Here is a 19861-nt window from a genome sequence, read left to right as displayed (position 1 = left end):
CCTTGCCGGATAATGCAGGAGAAGAAGACGGGCGTATCAAACCTCTCACAAGCGCTGCGTTCGATGATATATCGAAATATCGTCTTTCCCGTTCCAAAAATGAGAGCACCCTTTTGCCCGTCTTTACGCGTTTTCTGCGCTACTTCATGGCCGTCTCGCAGCATGGATCGATCCGGCGGGCTTCCGACGCATTGGGGATTTCCGCCTCCTCGATCGATCGTCAGATCCTTCTGGGCGAGGAGGCTCTCGGGACATCCCTGTTCGAGCGCCTGCCATCGGGCCTCAGACTGACCTCATCGGGGGCTGTTTTGCTGGTACAGGCAAAGCGGTGGCATCGTGAGTTCCAGGATTGTCGTGCTCAGATTGACGATCTGAAGGGGCTGAAGCGCGGTCACGTCACGCTCCTCATCCCTGAAGCGATGGCACGTGGCATGGTGCCTGAGGTGATCGCTGCCCTGCGCGTGACCCATCCGGGTATTTCGCTCTCCGTCCGCGTGATGACCAACCATGACATAGCGCCAGCCCTGATTGAGGGGCGAGGCGATCTGGCTCTGATCTTCGATCCTTCGGCGACAGCGCGGCTTTCTGTCAGGGCGAGAGCTGTCTTCCCCCTTGGGCTGGTCACGCGACCGGACCATCCGTTGGCGAAGCTGGATGAGGCCCGTTTCAGTCTCTGCGCTTCGTATGATGTCATTGCTCCTTCTGCGCCGCTCGCGCTCGCGCAGAAGATTGAGTGGCTGGTATCCGAGACAGGTCAGGCGCTTAATTCGGTATGCGAGTCAGACGATATCGAGATGATCAAATCGCTCATTCGCAACGGGGTCGGGATCAGTATCCTGAGCTATGTGGATGTCGTGCAGGACGTGCGAAGCGGGTCCCTAGCCTTCGTCCCGTTTTCCAACCGCAAGATCAGACCCTTCGAGCTAAGCTTCTGTGTCGATCAGGCTCGATCTTTACCGATGGCTGCACGCGTGGTCGCCCAAGCACTTGAGGCGGCCTTTCCCGGATTGTCACCACCCTTACGTGACGGCGACCCGGATGCCGATCAGCCTTCGTGATGTTCGCTGAGAGGCTGGTGACCGACGCTTGCCGATGAGATGGCCTGAACCGCTTCGGCTGAGTCGACGACAACCAGAGCATCGCCTGCAATGGGAGAGGGCGTGCGGTCTTTGGGCAGCAGGGCGCGGAAGCGACCGTCATAGCTGGCGGCCTGTTCGTACTGCACATCGAGCAGGCCGTTTTTGTCCAGAAACACGTTCATCGTGGCGGGGATGCGAATGCAGCCTTCCGATGCCGGATGACCCAGACGTTGCTCGAGAAAATCTGGATCGGTCGCATGGATTTCGAGGCGGATATCCCCGGTCTCATGGTCGGGGCGCCAGCCTTTGACGGCCTTGTGCCAGCCCATGTCCCAGACGCGCATACCTTTGGCACCGATGCCGCGAATACCATTCTCGTTTTTGGTGCCGAGGGCGCGATAGCCCAGACGATCCGGCGTGTTGATGAACACACCTGTCGGCGTGATGTAATACAGCTTGCGTCCGGCCTTACCCGTGGAGACAGGCGTCCCACCGACAGTTTCCCATTCCGCATTGCCGGGCATGGCCAGCACGAAGCAAAGACGCTGCACTTTCGGGTTGCGGTCGACGACCATCAGAAGCTGGGGCCGATCGATGGGCGTATTGGTGCTGGAGATGGCTGCACGCGCGAGACGGATGAAGCGCTGACGCACTTCCGGCGTGTAGGTCGTAAAGCGTGAGACGGATTTCTTCATGCGCAAGGTGAGATGATGCGCTTCAAGACGTGCATCGGCCTCGGAGAGGACGGGCAGAGGGGGAATCACGACCGGGGCGGATTCCGGGCTGTCTGACGTCGTCGGGGCAGGAGTTGAAGCCGCAGAAGAAGGCAGAGGGGGCGCTTCGGCTGGCTGCGCCTGAGCACAGGCAGAGAGCGCGCAACCGAGCACAATGCCGGTAAAGACCAGCTTCATCGAAGTCAGTAGGCCTGACGTCATTGCCCGATTTCTGTTCTGCATTTCGACTCCAAAATTCTAGGACAACTACGTTTCAGGATGCTTTCAGTTCGCCGGGCTGGTGCGGACAAAGGGGGTATTCAGGTAACGGTCGAACCATGCCAGCATCCGTCTCTGGGCATCGCGTGCATGGTCGTGCCCTCTCATTCCGTGGCCTTCGCCCGGATAGATCACGAGGCTGGTCGGCACCCCGAGTGTGCGCAATGCGTGATAGAATTCCAGGCTTTGAGGGGGAGGGCATTCGACGTCGTTCGCGCCGACATAGACGAAAGTCGGGGTCTTGACCTGCTTGATGAAGGTAATGGGCGACGACTGCGCATAAACACCCGGATCGTCATAGACTGACGCGCCGAAGAACGGGGGCAGCCAGGCATCGATCCCGTTCTGGCCGTAATAGGATTGCCAGTTGGAGACACCTCCGCCTGCCGCGGCCGCCTTGAAGCGGTCGGTCTGGGTGACGACCCACATGGTCATGTAGCCGCCATAGGAATAGCCGGTCAGAGCAAGGCGGTTTTCGTCAATCGGAGCTGCTTTTTCGAGGGCGTCGATTCCCCGATGAACGTCACGCAGGTCGCCATGGCCGAAGTCACGCCGGTTGGCCATCGTAAAGGCCTCGCCCTGACCATAGCTGCCGCGCGGATTGGGCATGAACAGATCATAGCCCGCCTTGAGGAAAACGGCTGCGTCGCCACTTGCACGCAAAAAGCGCGGTGTGACGGCGGAAGAAGGGCCGCCATGAACGGTGGTAATCAGGGGCACTTTGCCCCCACGCGTCATGGATTCAGGACGAGAGAGAGGCGAGAGATGCCAGCCCTGCACGGTAAATCCGTCACTGGTCCAGCTGATGCTGGAGCTTTGGCCGGGACGGAGAGACCCGCATTCAGATGAGTGATCTGCTTCCAGCTGCCGATAGGGCCCGCCCAGAGTTCCGGTGCCTTTGTGAAGTTCTGACGGATGACGACGCTCTGAGTGCCAGCACAGATCAGGCGGGGTTCGCCCCCTCCGTCGGACAGGAGATCGTCATCACTGATCGTGAGAGGGGGTTGGTTGTCGAGAGCCTGAAAGACGGTTTTGGGGCTTGAGAGCACCGAGGCAATAAGACGGTTGTTACACCAGCTCAGCCCGGTGACGGTGCTTTTGCTGTTGGGGGTCAGGGTGGTGGGAGAGGCGTCCTGTCTGGTCAGGTCGAGCTGAAGGGCGTCACCTCCGAAAAAGCCGAAATCGCTCATCAAGCCAGCGACAAAGCTGACGCTTTTGCCATCGGGGGCGACGACAGGGAGACCAATCTGCTGTGACAGGGCATGGGTGTAGAGAACGCGTTCCTGCCCGTCGGCAAAGTGCGAGAGATGGGCCTGCCACCAATGCGCATCGCCATTGCCTTCGGCTGCCGTGCCGATAAAGGCCGGATGATCGCTTTTCTGCCAGTCATATTCATAGACATAGAGCCCCTCTGGCGATTGCCAGTGCAGCGCGTTTTTCTCGACTGTGGCGATGCGCTGCTCGTCTTCTTTTGCGTCGATCTCGCCTGTTTCCGGTGCCCCGGCCTGCAAGGCACCGGGATCGCGTCGTGCGCCTGCAATGGCGAGCACGGCGAGGCTGCCATCCGGCCCGTAGCGCAAGGTCTGAAGCGAGCCCGTGAATTTCAGCAGAGTTTCCAGACCTTTGCCATTGCTGCCAACGCGCAGGATCTGACGGTTCTGGGTGTCCTTCTGCCTGACGAGAAAGGCCAGATGCTTCCCGTCCGGGCTCCAGCTCGGGCTGGAAGGCGTACACGCCTTGCAGGGAAGCGTGATCGTGATGGCCTTGCCATCGGGCAGCGTTCGCAGAACGAGGGATGGGACGGGCGTCTCGTCTGACTCCGGGTGCTCGACCGTATCGAGTGTTGCCAGCAGGCGACCATCGGGAGAAAGCGTCGGGGCGCTGAACAGATGCAGGGGCGTTTCGGCTGCAAGAGCGGGGGTTAGCAGCGTCGCGCCAAGCAGAAAGACCGGAACGATCGATTTAAAGGACATGACGGGCTTTCAGCTTTGTGAGGTCAGCGGGGCGGCATGGCTGCGCGGGGCGGTGCGCTTCGGGATCAGGCGGTGCCACAGCCGCGTGCCGAAGCGCCCGATGGCATCCATGTAAAGATAGACGACGGGGGTCGTGTAGAGCGTGAGCAACTGGCTGATGAGCATGCCGCCGACGATGGCGATCCCCAGCGGACGACGCATCTCGGATCCGTAGCCATGGCCGACCATGAGCGGCACTGCACCGAGAGCTGCAGCCAGGGTGGTCATGAGGATTGGCCTGAAACGCGTCAGGCAGGCTTCGTAGATCGCCTCGCGCGGGGTGTGTCCCAGCTCCTTTTCGGCATAGAGCGCGAAATCGATCATCAGGATCGCGTTCTTCTTCACGATGCCGGTGAGCAGGATCATCCCGATCATGGCAATCAGACTGAAGGACTCTCCGCCAATCCACAGGCCAAGAATGGCGCCGATCCCTGCCGAAGGCAAAGTGGAGAGAATTGTGAAGGGATGGATCAGGCTCTCATAGAGCACGCCAAGCACGATATACATGGCAAACAACGCCGCCACGAAAGCGAGCAGCTCGTTGATCAGCATGTCCTTGGTTTCACCAGCAAGACCGGAGAATTCTCCCGTCAGACCCGGGGGAGCACCCATATCCAGCATGGTCTGCTCGATCAGCTTGCGGGCGTCTTCATAGGTCTTGCCATCGGCCAGATCGAAGCTGATGGCGGTCGAGGTCATGCCCTGCTGGTGTTCGATTTCCAGAGGGGTCGGCTCCATGACCAGATCGGCCACATTGATGAGCGGGATCATGGTCTCGACCGAGGAGGCAACGGCGGAACCGTTGGAGTTGTTGCCGGTGATCTGGTTGGCGATGGCGTTACGGAGAGACGCTTCGCTCAGTTGGGTGGAGGTTGACGCCGAGGCATCACTGACAGCCCTGACCCGGATCTGGTTGGAGCGCACGGCACCAGCCGGGGTGCCCGATGCGGTGGAAATCCAGGCGCTGCGCAATTGCTCGGGCGATTCACGATAGGCGCGGGCCACTTCCATCACGACAGAATGCGTTGTGATATCGGTGTGGATGCGCGAGGCGACGGTCTGGCCATAGGCGTCGTAAAGCACATTCCCGATCAGCTGCGGTGTGACTAGATAGCGGGCCTCCGTGTCGCGTCGCAGCCTGACATGCACCGAGGCACCATGGCCTTCGATATTGGTTGTGACCGAGGTCATCATCGGGTTTTTGCGCAGTTTGACAGCGAGGCGTTTAACCCAAAGTTTGAGCTCGGTCGCGTCCTGATCGCGCAGCACGTAGCGATAGGCCCCGCTGCGATGCTGTCCGCCGCCGCCATTGGGATCACCTGCCGAAAAGAACGAGGTGCGCAGGCCCGGCATATCGCCCAGTTTTTTGCGGATGCTTTCGACAATCTGGAGATCTGTGCGTGTGCGTTCACGCTTGTCGGTCAATCTAGCGAAAAGCTGGCCGTCGCTGCTGCTGTTATTCCAGCTGGTGAGGGATTGCACATCCGGATCGGATTTCATGACCTTTCCGACATACTTGATCCGTTTGGTGATCTCGGCAAACGACATCGTGTCGTCACCGCTGACCGACCCGCCGATCAACGAAATATCCTGACCCGGCACACCGGTCTTGGGCATCAGCACAATCGAGCCGACAAGGACGATAAAGCTGAGCGGCAGGGTGAGCGCGGTCAGGATGTGATGGCGCAGTGACCAGCGCAGCGTACGGGAATAGAGCGCGAGGAGACCATCGAGCACGAAATCGATCGCGCGCAGGGTGCGGTCCCGCGAGCCCGGCCCTGTCGGCTTCTCATGTTCCACATCGAGCCAATAGGCGCACATCATGGGGGTAAGGGTGAGCGATAGCGCCAGCGAGATGAGCAACGCCGAAACGATGGTCATCGAAAATTCGTAGAAGATCGCGCCGATCTGACCGGGGATGAACAGGAGCGGGATGAAAACGGCCACCAGCGAGGCCGTAATCGACAGCACGGTAAACCCGATCTCGGACGATCCCTTGAGCGCTGCGCTCATGCGTCCATGCCTGCTTCCATGTGGCGGGCGATGTTTTCCAGCACCACGATGGCATCGTCCACGACGAAGCCGACCGAAATGGTAAGCGCCATCAGCGACATGATATCGAGGGTGAAATGCTCCCATTTCATCACGGCGAGCGTGCCGACCAGCGCAATGGGGACCGTCACGGCAGGATGATCGTCGAGCGCAGTCTGCGCAGAAAGACGAGAATGACGCCGATGACCAGAACGATCGAAATGCCAAGCGTCAGCTGTGTATCGTCCATCGAGGCGCGGATACTCGATGACAGATCGATGGCCGTTCCCATCTCTACGCCCGGTGGCAGCACCGCGCGGAGCATGGTCATGCGCTCTTTTACCGCATCGACGATCTTGACCGTATTGGCCTTGGGCTGGCCACGCACGATCAGGGTGATGGCAGGTTTGTTGTTGTAATAGCCCGCCTGATACAGATCCTGAACGCTGTCTTTGACCTCGGCGACAGAGGAAAGCTTGATCGGGTTGAGGTTGTTACGATAGCCGATAATCAGATCGCGATATTGCGCGGCGTTTTCCGCCTGATCATTCGTCTCCAGCATCATGCGCTGGCCACCTGAATCGAGAAAACCCTTGGGGGTGTTGGCATTGGCCGAAGCCAGAGCCTGCCTGACGTCCTCAAATCCGATGCCCCATTTATACAGCGCATAGGGGTTCACATCCACGCGCACGGCGGGCGCGGCAGACCCCACAGCCTGCACATGTCCCACGCCCTTGATCTGTGCGAGAAGCGGTTTGACCCGGATCTGCGCCAGATCGAACAGCTTGGGCAGCGTCATGACATCGGAAGTCAGAGACAGCAGATAGACCGGCTGGGACGTCGGGTCTTCCTTATAGGCGTAAGGATCGCGGTCCAGCGTGCCCTGAGGCAGATCAGCGCGTGCCGCCCGCAAGGCCGCCTGAACGTCGCGCAAGGCCCCGTCGATATTGCGGGATTCGACAAAGTCGATGCGGATATAGGCGAAGCTGTTCGAGCTGTCGGATTCGATCAGCTTCACCCCCGGCGATCTGGCCGAGATAGCGCTCGAGCGGTGTTGTCACCGAGCTCACCATCTGTTCCGGGCTCGCACCCGGCTGCTCGATTTCGACATTGATTGTCGATGATCCGATATCGGGCAGGCTCGCCACGGGCATCAACGGATAGCAGATAGCCCCCGCTACAAAGAGCGAAAGGGCGAGCAGAATCGTCGCCACAGGGCGCATGATGAAGAGACGACAGAAATTCATTTCGTCTTCATAGCAAAGTTTTTGTCGGAATACGTCGTCTGAGGTGCGTTTGTCTTTATCTTTTCGTTATTGGGAGGATCGATCCGCTGAACGATGCTTCTGAGGCAGCGGCGGCATTGATCCAGGCCGGCCCGTTGGCTGGCGGGTATAATAGAGTTCGGCCAGTCTGATTGGCAGGATATCCATGAAGCGGGACCCGAGGACGAGCCAGGAGGGAAAAATGATCCGTCTCTTGCGACGTGCGAGACCTCGTAGAATGCGGGCAACGGCGCTTTCGATGCTCGTAAGACCGGGCATGGGAAAGCGGTTTTGCGCGACCATTGGTGTGGCGACAAAACTGCAGCAGACGCTTGAGAGATGGATCCCCGCCCGACGCGTATAGGCACCACTGGCAACCAGAAAACGATCGAGCGCTGATTTGGAGGCGGAATAGGACGGGGTGCCGGGATAGGAAACCAGCCCTGCGACAGAGGCGATGGCGCAAATCTGGCCCCGTTGCTGCCGAAAATAGCCGGTCTTTCTCAGGGGTTGAGCCCGCATGCGCTCGATCATGGGAAGGATGGCATTCAAAGCCCCATCGAGATTGACGGCCATGATGCGCCGTATCTGGTCGAGGCTCTCAAAAGCGGCGCCATCCTCCTGAACGGCGGCGACACCGCCGGTGATTCCTGCACAGACCAAAAGCAGATCGACCGTCTCGCTCGGTGCCTGTGCGCACCATGCCGTCATGGCGGGCTCGTCCGTGACGTCAAGGCAGGTCAGATGCGTCTCGGCGCCGAGTTCCTCACAGGCTGACCCGGTGACATTGAGTCCCGTTTGCTGAGAATCCGCCAGATAGAGACGGCATCCCGGTGCAGCCAGAGCTATAGCAAGGGCGCGTCCGATACCGGATGCCGCTCCTGTGATGAAGATTGTCCCGTAGGTCATGACAATGGACGTTACACAGCGTGCCGCGTCGCGCCAAATCGTGCAGCCATGTCGGCAAGATGAGCGTGATGGGTCAGGAAGAGGATCTGACGTTTCTGCGCGAGCGCGGACAAGGTGGCAAAACCCGCTTCCGCACGCGCCTCGTCAAAGGTGATGAAAAGATCGTCTGCGATAAAGGGCAACGTGACCCCACGTGATTGAGCCTGATCGAGCGCTGCCAGACGCAGACTGAGATAAAGCTGATCGCGCGTGCCCTCGCTCATGGCGGAGGGGCGCACCGTTTTCTCGTCGTGTTTCTCGTCATGCAGGAGAGCTGCCAGTTCGGGCGTTTTGCTGTCTTCAGAGATGAAGAGTTTCCGGTAGCGGCCACAGGTGAGAGACGTAAAATACGCTTCTGCCGCACTCAGGAGCGGATTGGTGCTCTCCAGCCTCTGGCGTCTGGCGACATGAGTCAGGATCAGCGTCTGGATCCGTGCCGAGGCCCAGTCTTCGGCGGCACTGGCCATTTCGGTGCGGCAGGTCTCGATGGTGAGGGCTGCATCAAGCGCGGCTTCATCCTTTTCGATCAAGCGCAGGGATTCCTTGATCTCTCCGCCACGCAGGAGGCAGCGTTGCGTTGCCGTTCGAGTTCCTTTTGTTCGCTCTCGAGAGCGCCGAGCCGGGTCTCGATCTGGGCTGGACTGATCGCTTCGGCTTGTTGCTGTAACTGCGCGAGATCCAGCCCGTCAGAATGGTCGAGGATCTGAGTTTCGAGCCGCTTTTTCTCGTCTCTATCGCGATAATGGCGTGCTTCTTCGGAGAAATGGGGCCTCATGGCGTCGATCTCGGTTGTGCCTAGACGCTCAGCAAAAGGAGCAAGGCGAGTCTGCAGCCCTGTCAGTTCGGTGTCCGCTTTCTCGCGGGCGAGAGCGCTTTCCCTGATCTGTTCATCCTGACGATCCGCCTGCTCCTTGTCGCCATGCGCTTTGATGAGCGCATCATGCAGCGATGCCATTGCTTCGGCAGGAGAGGCCAGAGCGAGGGCATCCCCTCGGCCGAGGCGGGTCATGAAGAGGCGAAAGGAGGCCTCGAGCGACGCAATTTCGGCAGTGCGTGCGGTCAGGGTTTTTCTCTTGTGCAGAAGGGTCGTGGCTTTGGCGCGAAGCTGGACGCGGTCTTCCACCATCTGGAGTGACCAGAGCGGTGCGCCGGGAAGCGCTTCAGACCAGTAAGCGGTAAGTGTGTTACGCGCTGTCGTAAGCTCGCCTCCCTTGCGCTTTTCTGCGTCGAGGCCCCGTCTGGCCAGTTCGCATTCCTGTTCACGTTCGGCCAGACGTTCGGCGTGCTTCTCACGATCACGCAGATGCAGCCGTGCTGCGATAAGCGCGTCGGAAAGACGATTGAGGTTCGCAAGCTCCGGGACGAGCGCGCTCAGGGCAGCGAGGCTTGCCGTGCGGCGCGCGCGTGTTGCGTCGAGTTCGTCTCTCGAGGCGTGCAGCGCGGCCTGTGAGTCGAGGGCCTTGTTGCGAAGCTCCAGCCAGCCGGAGAGGCGCTCGGGGGGCAGGGCTGGGAGAGCGCGCAGTTCCAGTTCGGCGCGCCACTGGCGGTCGGCTTCTTCATGGAGTTTTGCAAGCTCGGCTCGGCGTTCGGCGACATGACCCAGCTTCAACTGGCAGCGTTTCAGAGCCTGATCGATCTGTGTCAGCCTTGCGGAGTCTTCAGCGTTCTCGAAACGGCGGTCGGCGAGGTGATCCGCCTGGTTTTTCGCCTGAACGTAGTTTTCTCTCGCTTCAGGATCATGAGACGCCGTGAGTGCGCGTTCGAACAGGGCGTCGCGTCGGGCGCGTTCCTGAGCCAGCATCGCCTCCGAGACGATATCGCGTTCCTCAAGCTGGGTCTTGTCGAGCGTGTGGCGCTCGCTTTCCTGCTCGAGGGTCTGTCTCTCCTCTTCGAGAGACGTGATGGCCTTGTCTCTGTCACGCCAGAAAATCCGTTGCTGGTCCAGAAAATCCGCTTCGGGCAGCGACATGGTGACAAGGGAGTCTGGATCTCCTTCCCAGGGAAGCAGATCGCGCCGAGCCTGCGCGTCACGCAGGGCAAGCTCGTGGCATTTCTGTTCAAGCGCTGCGACTGTGCCATCGACATCACCCAGAGCTTCAGCCTGTTGAAGGGCGATCTGCAACGGGCGCGTCGGGAGACTACGTGACGAGCCAAGGCGCGTTTCGGCGAGAGTCAGCCGTTCTTGGGCGGCCTCCATATCCTTGCGCCACAAATCTTCACGTTGGGTGAGCGCATCATGGGTTTTCGCCAGGGGACGCAGGGTTTCCAGCAAGCGTTCTTCCGGCAAAGCGGTGAGAATGTCCTCTGCCTTACCATGATAGCCGGCGGCGTTCAGCTCGGCTTCTAGACGCGCAAGGCCAGCTTCTTCGTTCTGATCGGCGTGGAGGGGCCCGAGTGCCTCGAATTTTTTCCTGAAGGCGAGAACCTCTTCGGCTTGTGCCAGAAGAGCGAGATCGGGCTGACATCCTGCGCGCAAGGCGGTCAGGCTGTCATGGTGACGCATCAGTTCAGCCCGCTTCTGCTGCGCGTCGTTCCAGTCACGCAGTAGCGTATCAAACGCTTCATGTTCCTGAAGGGAGAAAAGAGGCGCGGAATCGGTGCTCAGCGTTTTGGCCAGCGTTTCGAGCTGAGTGAGGCTGGGCCTGAGCCTTTTGAGCCGCTCGAGTTGCGTTCGCTCGCTCCAGAGTGTCCCGATAGCCTGCTCGATGCGGTCACGCTCCGCGTCGAGGGTCTGGGTCTCCTCATTCAGGGCGGTCCAGAGCGCGCGGGTGCCCTCTGCTTTGCTCAGAGCACTGCGGGCCTCGGCGAGACGGTTTTTCAGCTCGTTCAGACGTGTGCCTCGACCGTTTTTCTTCCAGATTGCGCCCGCTTCGGCCTCAAGAGCGTCGAGAACCGATTGCACGTTTTCAAGGCCAAATCCGGCAGCCAGAAGCTGCTGCCCGAGATCGCCTTCGAATTGCGCCATCGCGTCGCCCCCTGCGCGCAGGCGCTGGTGGTCGAGGCTCCACATCCGTTCGAACGCAGCGCGATCGACGCCGCCCAGCCAGCGCAGCAGGATGTTCTCATCAAGGGGGGTGGCGTCATCCGGCGTCAGAAGGGTCTGTGTGCGTCCCCGCTTGCGGACCATGTCCAACCGCGTGTCGTCCTGCTCCACACAGGCGCCAACGCGAAGCTGGGCCGCGTCGAAGCGCCAATCCTGTGCCTTGAGATTGGGAAAACCGAAAAGCAGATCGCTGATGGCACCAAGCGTCGTCGATTTTCCGGCCTCGTTTGGCCCATGAAGCACGTGCAGATCGGTTGGGTCGGCGCAGAAATCAAAGCGCCGGTCGGCAAAATTGCCGTAACGGATCAGATCGAGACGGGCGAGCCTCATGAGGCATCTCCCTTGCCGGTGAGCCTGTCGCACAGGGCCTCACTAAGCTCGGGCAGAAAGCTGGCCCAGTCGCGTCGGTCGATGCGCGCAAGAAGCGAGTCCGGCGCGATGTCTCCAAGATTGAGCGTCTTGAGGCAGAGATCGAGATCCTTGCCGATCTCGTTCAGAAGCGTGTCGTCCTTTACGGCATCGCGAACAAGGCCCGCGAGGGCGAAAGGCTCTTCCTCAGACATTGCAGGGGTCGCAATGGCTGCGAGTGGCGACGTTTCGAGAACAAGTTTTTCGAGTTCGATTTCACCCCCGCTCATGGCGGCAAGATGATGGAGAGTCTCGCGCAGGGCGGGGCCCTGACGGCGCAAGCGCTCATGCAATGCGGTTTCGCCGTACAGGATCAGGCGTGTGACGCAGAGATGCCCTTCATGAGTCTCCGCGATGCTGCGAAACGTCGCCCCCAACTGGTCCTGAAAAGCGGAGTCGAGCTCGAGTCCTGTGCAGTCGAAGCGTTCTTCATGCCAGCGCACGACGTCGCAGGGAATGGGGGTGATTGTCTCGATCCGGTGATCCGTGACCGAGACCAGAATGACGCCTTTCTCTCCGGTCTCCCGAATATGGCGTCCTTGTAGAACCCCGGGAAACACGATGGGTGCGCCCTCCTGGAGAATCATGCGCTCATGCACATGACCGAGGGCCCAGTAGTCGTAGCCCTTGGCACGCAGGGTCTCAGGGGTGGTGGGAGCATAGGTCTCGTGCTGACCGTGACTGGAGAGCGACGTATGCAGCACCCCGATATTGAAATATCCGGGGATCGGGGCCGGGTAGGCCGGGGTCATGTCATGCGGGACATGCCGGTGGCAAGCTTGCCCATGCAGGGCGACGCCGAGCTCGTCGATCTGAAAGCTGCCGGGTTTTTGGGACGGAAAGCGCTCGATCCCGGCCTGAAGGGGGAGATCCCGGGTCAGGACCGAGGCTGCATCGTGGTTGCCCTGCAGGATAAAAACCTCGATCCCGTGGGCCTTAAGGCGCCCCAGAGCCGTGGCCATATAGCGGCCTGTGCTGATGGTCTTCCAGTTGCCGTCATAGAGATCGCCCGCGACCACGACGAAGGCGACCTCATTATCGATGGCGACCCTGACCAGATTGTCCAGCGCCTGGCGCGACGCCGAGCGAATGCGCTCGATGGATAAATCACCATGGCGTGTCAGCCTTTGAGGGGGCTATCGAGATGAAGATCGGCCGCGTGCAGGAAGCGAAAAGAACTCATGGCATTCATCCTACCGCATTTCGCAGCAGGGCGCGTCGTCCGATATTTCCAGCGGCATGAGATCTGTGAATTCGGTCTCGATCCTGCCTGAAGTCGCCGGGTTCGACGGCGCTTGGGGCAGGTGTCCTCAGCGCCATTCGGGTCTGCGGTGGGCGTCGGAGCTTCAGGGGGACAAGCTTATTTCCAACGCCCGGTAGGAGAGACTGACGTGATGAACGAGGGGGTCAGGCTTTTGGACGGATATCCGGGCCGGAATATTGTCCTCCCGACATCGGGTGATTGATCGGGGGTGACAGGAGCGAGTCGGGCCAAGCCGGCTCTTCCGGGGTGCCGGGAACGATCGCTGTGCGACCGCGTGGCAGGGACTGAGGCAGCTCTTCACGCAGGCGCTTGAGCATACGCTCACGCAGATCGCAGCAGAGATTCCACATGCCGCCCGCGTCTTTCGCGCCTGCAATCAGGCGGATCGAGATGACCTGGGCATTGCTGTCGGCCACCTGACATCCCACCGAGCTCATATCCTTGTCCCAGTTGGGCGCTTTGGCGAGCTCTTCGTTGAAGATGCGGCGAACTTCGTCCACCGGTGTCTGATAGTCGAGCCAGAGGAACAGCGAGCCGATGAGCGAGGGTGAGCTGTGCGTCCAGTTCTGGAAGGGGTTTTCAAGGAAATAGGCGATGGGGACGATGTAACGTCGACGGTCCCAGGTGCGCAGCACAACGTAGGTCGCGTTGATTTCTTCGACAAAGGCCCAGTCCCCATTGAGGATCAGCATGTCCTCCATCCGGATGGGCTGGGTGATGGCGATCTGGATACCAGCGATCAGGTTCGACAGGGCCGGTCGTGCCGAGAGACCGACGACGAGAGAGGCCGCACCGGCAGAGGCAAAGAGCGACACACCGTATTGCCGCACCGATTCAAACACCATGAGCGCCGCGCCGACAGTGATGACGCCGACCGTGATCTCGATGAGGCGACGCAGAATGCGGATCTGGGTCTTGTGAGACCGCACCGTGATGTCATCCACCCCGGCCCGATTGCCGATGCGTTCGAGATATTTGTCCGTGCCGAAACGAAACGCCTTAATGAGACCGAAACCGATGGTCATGATGAACGCAAAAGCGAAGAAATGCCCGAGGAACGCCGACGTCGAAGGGGCAAAACCGGTCGCGGCAGGCAAGGCTGCGCTGGCGGCAACGATCATCAACAGGAGGCGAACGTGATTTCGAAGTCGTGCGATCGTCTCATGAATGGAGGCAATGCGCTTCAGACCCGGCAGACGAGGCAGCGCCTCAGTAATCAGGCGGCTGAAAAGAAGAGCAATCAGGGCCGCAGCGCAGAGAAGCAGGGTCGACGCCAGTGAGGGGGGCAGCCAGTCGAACCACGCGAGAAGTCTCGACATGGAGTTTACATAGTCTTGCTTGATCACAGGCGCTCCTGACGTAATCCGTTTTGGGGACGTCTGGATAGCGCTCTGGCATGATCCCTTAACCCGGCCCCGATGCAGGCCTTAACCGCTCACCCGGTCGGGGTTTCCCATGAAAGAGCGGTAAGAAAACTCTGATCAGGTCTCCGGGTGCGGTTCGGACCGGGCGGCGAAGCGTCGTGCGAGCAGTGTGCAGACGAAAAGCTGGACCTGATGATACATCATCAGCGGGAGAACAATCGTCCCGACGGTGGCAGCAGGGAAAAGGATATTGGCCATCGGAACGCCCGTCGCGAGCGATTTTTTGGAACCGCAGAACATCAGCGAGATGCTGCTGGCCTCGTTGAATCCGGCAAGACGACCCATGCCACGCGACAGGAAGAGCACGAGTGCCAGAAGGAGCGTATCGAACAGGGCTGTGATCAGCAGATCGGGCAGCGAGACCCGATGCCAGATGCCTTCAACCACGGCGTGGCTGAAGGCAGTATAGACAACGAGCACGATGGACCCGCGATCGCTGAGAGAGAGCAGCTTCTTGTTGCGTTTTGCCCAGTCTCCGATCCGGGTATGCAGAAGCTGACCGAGCCCGAAGGCAGGAGAAGCTGGGTTGCAATATCGATGATCGCCTGCCCGGACCACACATTGCCTCGCTGGATCACCAGCGTCACGAGGATCGGCGTTGCGACAATACCGGCCAGATTGGAGAGTGTCGCGGCGCAGATCGAGGCAGGCACATTGCCGCGCGCGATCGAGGTGAGGGCGATCGAGCTTTGCACGGTCGAGGGCAGACAGCACAGAAACAGCACGCCACGCCACATATCCGGTTTGAGCACCCCGGGCATCAGCGCATGCAAGGCGATGCCGAGCAGGGGGAACATCAAAAAGGTGCATCCCAGAACGCTGCCCTGCAAACGCCAGTCGCGCACACTTTCCAGAACCGCTTTCGGCTCCAGCCGCGCCCCTTGCAGAAAGAACATGATCGCAATGCAAAGCGTCGTCAGCGAGCTCAGCACCATGGCTCCCTGCCCGTAACAGGGCAGGAACGTGGCGAGAAGGATCGCGCCGATCAGGCTGAGGAGGAAAGGATCGAGTTTACGCATGGGGAACGATTTCCACTGTCCGGGCGGTCTTTGGCAAGAGGCTGTCTCAAACGTGATGCGCGCGCCTTGGGCCAAATGGGCAAGTGTGGGGAGCGGAGATCGACGCGACGGGGAGCGGCCTTTGGAAACGAGGCCCTCATCAGAGCCTGTTTTGTGTGTCTGGAAGGAAGATCATGAGCCATTCGAACCCTGAGCAGGGTGCTTCGCGTGTGGCGGTGAAAGCGCGTGAGACACTCTCCGATTTCTGGGGGACTTTGTGGTGCTATACCTTTGAGTTCCTGCGTCGGGACGGAACGCGCCAGCTTCTCAAGCGTGAGGTTTATGATCGCGGCGATGGCGCGGCGATCCTGCTTTATAATACGCAGGATAATACAGTCATTCTGACCGGTCAGATGCGTCTGCCCGTCTTTCTGGCTGAAGGGGAAGGCGATCTGATCGAGGCCTGCGCCGGATTGCTGGATGGCGAAGACCCGGCTGCCGCGATACGGCGAGAAGCTGAAGAGGAAGCTGGTGTTTCAGTCAAGTCGGTGCGCGAGATCATGACGGTCTATACCAGCCCCGGTAGCGTGAGTGAGCGGCTGCACCTGTTTGTCGGCGCTTATACAAAGGATATGCGGACGGGTGCCGGCGGCGGATTGGTGCAGGAAGGGGAGGAAATCGCCGTTCTTGAGCTTCCTTTCCTTCAAGCCATGACCATGATCGATGACGGTCGCATCAAGGATGCGAAGACGATCATCCTGCTTCAGCATGCGGCTCTCAAGGGGCTCTGTTCGCTCGCTCCGGGGTGAGCTGGTCGATTTGGCGCGGTAGCATGAGCAGGAGCGTTAGCTGTATCGAGATATGCTAACGCTCCTTCAGAAGCATCGATTGTTCGGAATTTCTTCACCTCGCTGACGCATTTGCTTCAAATTCGCCAGTTGGAACGTGACGCCACCAAACCATTTTATATTGACGATCTATTACATGGGTTTGTTTCTTGTTGTCGAGGCAGTTTGTTCAAGAAAAATACAAATATAGATGCGGAAAGAGGTAGCATTGTATTTGGTTCTTCAAGGTGAGCAAAAACGAATATAATTAAGGCGATGAAGCTTATGAGTATAATCATGCCAATATCGCGATCCGACTTGCAATTATATTTTTTAATGATGGCAAAAAAGAAAAAAAGTAATACTAAAAATACTCCACCTCCCTGATCCCAGTAAAATCCATCTTTGAGTGTATGTCCCAAGTGTCTAAAGGCGCGAAATTCATCGAGAATGGTGTTTGCATTTGGTCGGACCATTATCCATTGACCAAGTATCGTGTCGGGGTGGGGAGTGTCTGCTATTTTTGCGAACGAGGATCTCATAATATTCGTTACGATCATCATCAAGAACGCCAGAAAAACGAGTGCATAGTTTCTGTAGTCTTTGATCATGCTTACTATCTCGAGATTCCTTATTCTTCTCGCGTTTATCAAAAGTGCAATGAGGATGGGTACAAAAATAACCTCTTCGAAAACAAACATCCAGGGAATGATAAGCGCCGTGATAGAAACTGTTTTCGCAGGCAGGTTCAAATCAGAAAATAAAATCGTAAAAAAGCACAGTAATAAGAACTCATTATACAAATCGAAGGAGTACAACCAAAACCCTGCGTCAATTATGAAGACGTTGGCCATGGAGAATAATATAGTTAACAACATTGAGCTAATATTATCAAATTTAGCGCATGCCCTTGAGTATATAAAGAACACGCTTGATATTAGAATGAACATCATCTTATGATTTATCATAGTAGCATAATTGATGTCCCCGCCTGTAACGTGAGATATAGATTTCTCGACGATGGAAGGAAGTATTCTTTGTTGAAAGACACGAAGCGATATAGTGCCGTCATAAATGCTTTGACTCATTTGCGAAAAACGATCGTAATGCTGAGACAGACATAGTAAATTGAATTGATATGAAATTAGTCCTACAAATGCGGAGCATAAAAGGAAAACCAAAAAGTACACTTTCGATTTGTATTCTGTCATTTTCTGATCATTTCTCGGTGGTTTAACTATATTTTAGCATATATTTATTTGCTTAGGCGTTTTCAGTCATTCATAATAATTCTCTCTCGACTCTCTATTTTATTGGTACTGGTGAGGTGTTTGAAAGTACACGGTTTGATGGTATCTTAAAATAGTGAAATGGTTCCACATAAAATTTTTATTGTCATATCATTTTTATGGCCGTGGATTGGTAGTATGAATCGCTCGTCTTAGTGCTGAAATGGGCGGAAATTCTGCTTGATCTACGTGATGAGTGTATTTAAGGGTTTCCGTGTATAGAAGAAGCGCAGTACTTCAGCTCTGTTTGCCTGACGATTCGGAGATCTACGTTTCTCATGTCGTGACGGAATAGCTGAGTTGCCCTTGGTCTGGCCAATGTTGCAAGTGACACAAGTGAGAAGTCAATCGCAGCTTGCTGTCAGATGCGTTTTAAAAAACGTGAGGCATGATATCTGAAGTCACCTGATCGGAATGCGAGATCCTGCGGGTTTCGATCCTTGTGGCGCTGTCAGTCAGTGTTTTGTGGAGAGCTGCGGCCTTCTGCCTGGGGGAGTGATTAGCAGTATCCTGTGCATCAGAATATCTTGGCGAACGCTATCACCTTTCGTAGCCCCGGTCGGCCAGCATGCCTCTTGGGTTTGGAAGCGGTAGCTTCTTTAGAAAGCCTGTGGCTCTTGGGCCCGACTCTTGCCCACCAGTGTGGAAAAAAACGAAAAGGCGTCCCTGATTGCCACTTCGGGCATGGTTTTCGCTCTCAAAACCGTCGCGTGATTGACCAAAGCCCTATGAATGAGCTCCCTTTACCGTCAGTAGTCTGTGAATGGGCACAGACCACGGTGCTGTCAATCATATGGTGCCAGTCATCAGTTAACCCCAGATCGGCCAGTGTTTGCAGCAGGGCATTCCACACACTTTGTTCGAATCAAAGCTGGAATCGGACATAAAACGAGCTCCACTTACCGTAGCGGTCATACGTGTCTTGCTAGGCCTAAGTGGCAGAGGCGGACTAACGGGCTTCCTTTCCCGATCCGTCAGTGCGGTTCTTGCCATATCTCTTTGCTCTGCCCGTTATTCAACAGACACAAAGTGAATCAGATCTGATAACTTTTTTGTCAATGTAACCTAAGAGACATGCGTACATTTATCAGGATTGCAGCAGTGCGCTGATCGTCAGCTATGGCGTCCATATTGGTTACCATGTCTGAAACGCACCACACCCTCTGAATACGGCCCAGACATTTCACAGTGGGTTCGATCGTTATTGCATCGCGGTTTGGAAGATGGAGTTCTCGATTTTAGTGGACCATTCCTGATTATGTTTTGTGTAGCTTCGGGCGGAAGTGGCAGGATGTTTGTGATTATGGGGAATCGTATGAAGACTTTGGAACAGTGATTTCGGGCTGAGCTTGTCGATCTCAGATGGGCCTCACCACGAGGTCTGTGTAGCGGTTGAAAACACAACCGATTTTGGCCCTTGAGGCTGCTCATAAAGCGCGTCAAAGGAGAATGAAAAGTGAACCATATTAACCTCGCTAGCCGTATTCTAGGAGCCTTCGCGGTAATCTTCCTGCCACTCTCCGCCCAGGCTGCCGACATCCAGTTTTCGTCAGAGGATCAGGCGCGAGTAGGTCAGATCGAGCAGAGACTGGCCCCGGTCAACGGTTTCATGGAACGGATCGATCTGGCATCCGCACAACTTCTTGGCACGCCTTACATCGCTTCCACACTTGTCGGAGGTCCTGACACGCCTGAAAAGCTCGTTGTGCGTTTCGACGGGGTCGATTGTTACACATTCGTCGATCTGGCAAGGGCGCTCGCTCTGTCGACGGATAAGGCGACATTCGTCACAGCGCTGGAAAAAACCCGTTATCATGATCGTCAGGTGGCCTATCTTGATCGGCGTCACTTCCTGACCGATTGGGTGGCTTACGCGCCCGTCAATGCGCGGGATGTGACGTCCTCCCTGTCACCCCACGTGCAGGTGGTCCGCAAGGAGCTTAATCGTCGCGCCGATGGCGATGTCTATATCAAGGGCCTCGCTCCTCAGCCGCGCAATATTGCCTATCTTACTCCTGAATTTCTGACAGCCGATGTTGCTGCGAAAATCCATACAGGTGATGTGATCGGTATTTATACCAAGCTGGCTGGGCTGGATGTGACCCACACCGGCTTGGCGATCTGGAAAGATGGTGTCCTTTATTTTCGGAATGCCTCGTCACTCAAGGCAAACATGAAGGTCGTCGATACACCGCTCGCCGCTTATCTCAAGGGCAAGCCCGGCTTTCTGGTCCTGCGTATGGTCGAAGCGGGCTGAGAGTAGCGGGCTCCTTGTTCCGCC

12 protein-coding genes and 2 pseudogenes are annotated in these 19861 nt (G+C 57.5%); 3 read left to right on the top strand and 11 right to left on the bottom strand.

Annotated elements, in window-relative coordinates:
- Positions 1-2: 2 nt before the first annotated feature.
- Positions 3-1058 (top strand): LysR family transcriptional regulator, encoded by a 1056-nt coding sequence (locus JCM15831_RS11350; RefSeq protein WP_306301845.1) that lies wholly within the window; start codon positions 3-5, stop codon positions 1056-1058.
- Here the strand turns inward: JCM15831_RS11350 and JCM15831_RS11345 are convergent.
- From JCM15831_RS11345 to JCM15831_RS18545, 11 genes and pseudogenes are all read right to left on the bottom strand, one after another.
- The gene (locus JCM15831_RS11345) at positions 1046-2014 is read right to left on the bottom strand and encodes a L,D-transpeptidase (RefSeq protein WP_232228150.1); all 969 of its coding nucleotides are present in this window, start codon (positions 2012-2014) and stop codon (positions 1046-1048) included. The two genes, JCM15831_RS11350 and JCM15831_RS11345, sit on opposite strands and share 13 nt — an antisense overlap.
- Before the next feature lie 63 nt (positions 2015-2077).
- Positions 2078-2809, bottom strand: coding sequence for an alpha/beta hydrolase family protein (locus JCM15831_RS20355; protein ID WP_051528471.1), 732 nt, complete (start codon positions 2807-2809; stop codon positions 2078-2080).
- Positions 2806-4044 (bottom strand): TolB family protein, encoded by a 1239-nt coding sequence (locus JCM15831_RS20350; protein WP_051528470.1) that lies wholly within the window; start codon positions 4042-4044, stop codon positions 2806-2808. Before JCM15831_RS20350 ends, JCM15831_RS20355 begins: the two co-directional genes overlap by 4 nt.
- 9 nt (positions 4045-4053) lie before the next feature.
- Positions 4054-7084 (bottom strand): annotated as a pseudogene (locus JCM15831_RS18555) (efflux RND transporter permease subunit).
- Positions 7008-7361, bottom strand: a complete 354-nt coding sequence (locus tag JCM15831_RS23385) for an efflux RND transporter permease subunit (protein ID WP_156938846.1) — start codon at positions 7359-7361, stop codon at positions 7008-7010. Before JCM15831_RS23385 ends, JCM15831_RS18555 begins: the two are co-directional and overlap by 77 nt.
- Before the next feature lie 66 nt (positions 7362-7427).
- The gene (locus JCM15831_RS11330) at positions 7428-8288 is read right to left on the bottom strand and encodes an SDR family NAD(P)-dependent oxidoreductase (RefSeq protein ID WP_025824357.1); all 861 of its coding nucleotides are present in this window, start codon (positions 8286-8288) and stop codon (positions 7428-7430) included.
- 11 nt (positions 8289-8299) lie between these two features.
- A complete protein-coding gene (locus tag JCM15831_RS11325) occupies positions 8300-8857 on the bottom strand; it encodes an ATP-binding protein (RefSeq protein ID WP_025824356.1) in 558 nt (185 codons plus the stop codon).
- Positions 8854-11700 (bottom strand): AAA family ATPase, encoded by a 2847-nt coding sequence (locus JCM15831_RS11320; RefSeq protein WP_025824355.1) that lies wholly within the window; start codon positions 11698-11700, stop codon positions 8854-8856. The genes JCM15831_RS11325 and JCM15831_RS11320 overlap by 4 nt, the downstream gene beginning before the upstream one ends.
- Positions 11697-12821: a metallophosphoesterase family protein gene (locus JCM15831_RS18550; RefSeq protein ID WP_373277644.1), complete on the bottom strand. Its 1125-nt coding sequence runs from the start codon at positions 12819-12821 to the stop codon at positions 11697-11699. Before JCM15831_RS18550 ends, JCM15831_RS11320 begins: the two co-directional genes overlap by 4 nt.
- A 364-nt stretch (positions 12822-13185) precedes the next feature.
- Positions 13186-14361, bottom strand: coding sequence for a mechanosensitive ion channel family protein (locus tag JCM15831_RS11305; protein WP_084490671.1), 1176 nt, complete (start codon positions 14359-14361; stop codon positions 13186-13188).
- Positions 14362-14523: 162 nt separating this feature from the next.
- Positions 14524-15485: pseudogene (locus JCM15831_RS18545) on the bottom strand (bile acid:sodium symporter family protein).
- Between the two features lie 173 nt (positions 15486-15658).
- Here JCM15831_RS18545 and JCM15831_RS11295 point away from each other — a divergent pair.
- The gene (locus JCM15831_RS11295) at positions 15659-16273 is read left to right on the top strand and encodes an NUDIX domain-containing protein (RefSeq protein ID WP_025824353.1); all 615 of its coding nucleotides are present in this window, start codon (positions 15659-15661) and stop codon (positions 16271-16273) included.
- Positions 16274-19036: 2763 nt separating this feature from the next.
- Complete coding sequence (locus JCM15831_RS11285) at positions 19037-19837, top strand: N-acetylmuramoyl-L-alanine amidase-like domain-containing protein (protein WP_025824351.1); 801 nt, start codon at positions 19037-19039, stop codon at positions 19835-19837.
- Positions 19838-19861 lie beyond the last annotated feature (24 nt).

The sequence above is a fragment of the Asaia astilbis JCM 15831 genome, assembly GCF_000613845.1.
Taxonomy (GTDB): Bacteria; Pseudomonadota; Alphaproteobacteria; order Acetobacterales; family Acetobacteraceae; genus Asaia; species Asaia astilbis.
Note: the sequence above shows the minus strand (reverse complement) of the source record. Positions and strands in the feature narration are given on the sequence as shown.

Coding starts and splice junctions, on each gene's coding strand:
- JCM15831_RS11345 (WP_232228150.1), bottom strand. CDS start 2,014: ATGACGTCAGGCCTACTGACTTCGATGAAGCTGGTCTTTACCGGCATT.
- JCM15831_RS20355 (WP_051528471.1), bottom strand. CDS start 2,809: ATGACGCGTGGGGGCAAAGTGCCCCTGATTACCACCGTTCATGGCGGC.
- JCM15831_RS20350 (WP_051528470.1), bottom strand. CDS start 4,044: ATGTCCTTTAAATCGATCGTTCCGGTCTTTCTGCTTGGCGCGACGCTG.
- JCM15831_RS23385 (WP_156938846.1), bottom strand. CDS start 7,361: ATGAATTTCTGTCGTCTCTTCATCATGCGCCCTGTGGCGACGATTCTG.
- JCM15831_RS11330 (WP_025824357.1), bottom strand. CDS start 8,288: ATGACCTACGGGACAATCTTCATCACAGGAGCGGCATCCGGTATCGGA.
- JCM15831_RS11320 (WP_025824355.1), bottom strand. CDS start 11,700: ATGAGGCTCGCCCGTCTCGATCTGATCCGTTACGGCAATTTTGCCGAC.
- JCM15831_RS11305 (WP_084490671.1), bottom strand. CDS start 14,361: ATGTCGAGACTTCTCGCGTGGTTCGACTGGCTGCCCCCCTCACTGGCG.
- JCM15831_RS11295 (WP_025824353.1), top strand. CDS start 15,659: ATGAGCCATTCGAACCCTGAGCAGGGTGCTTCGCGTGTGGCGGTGAAA.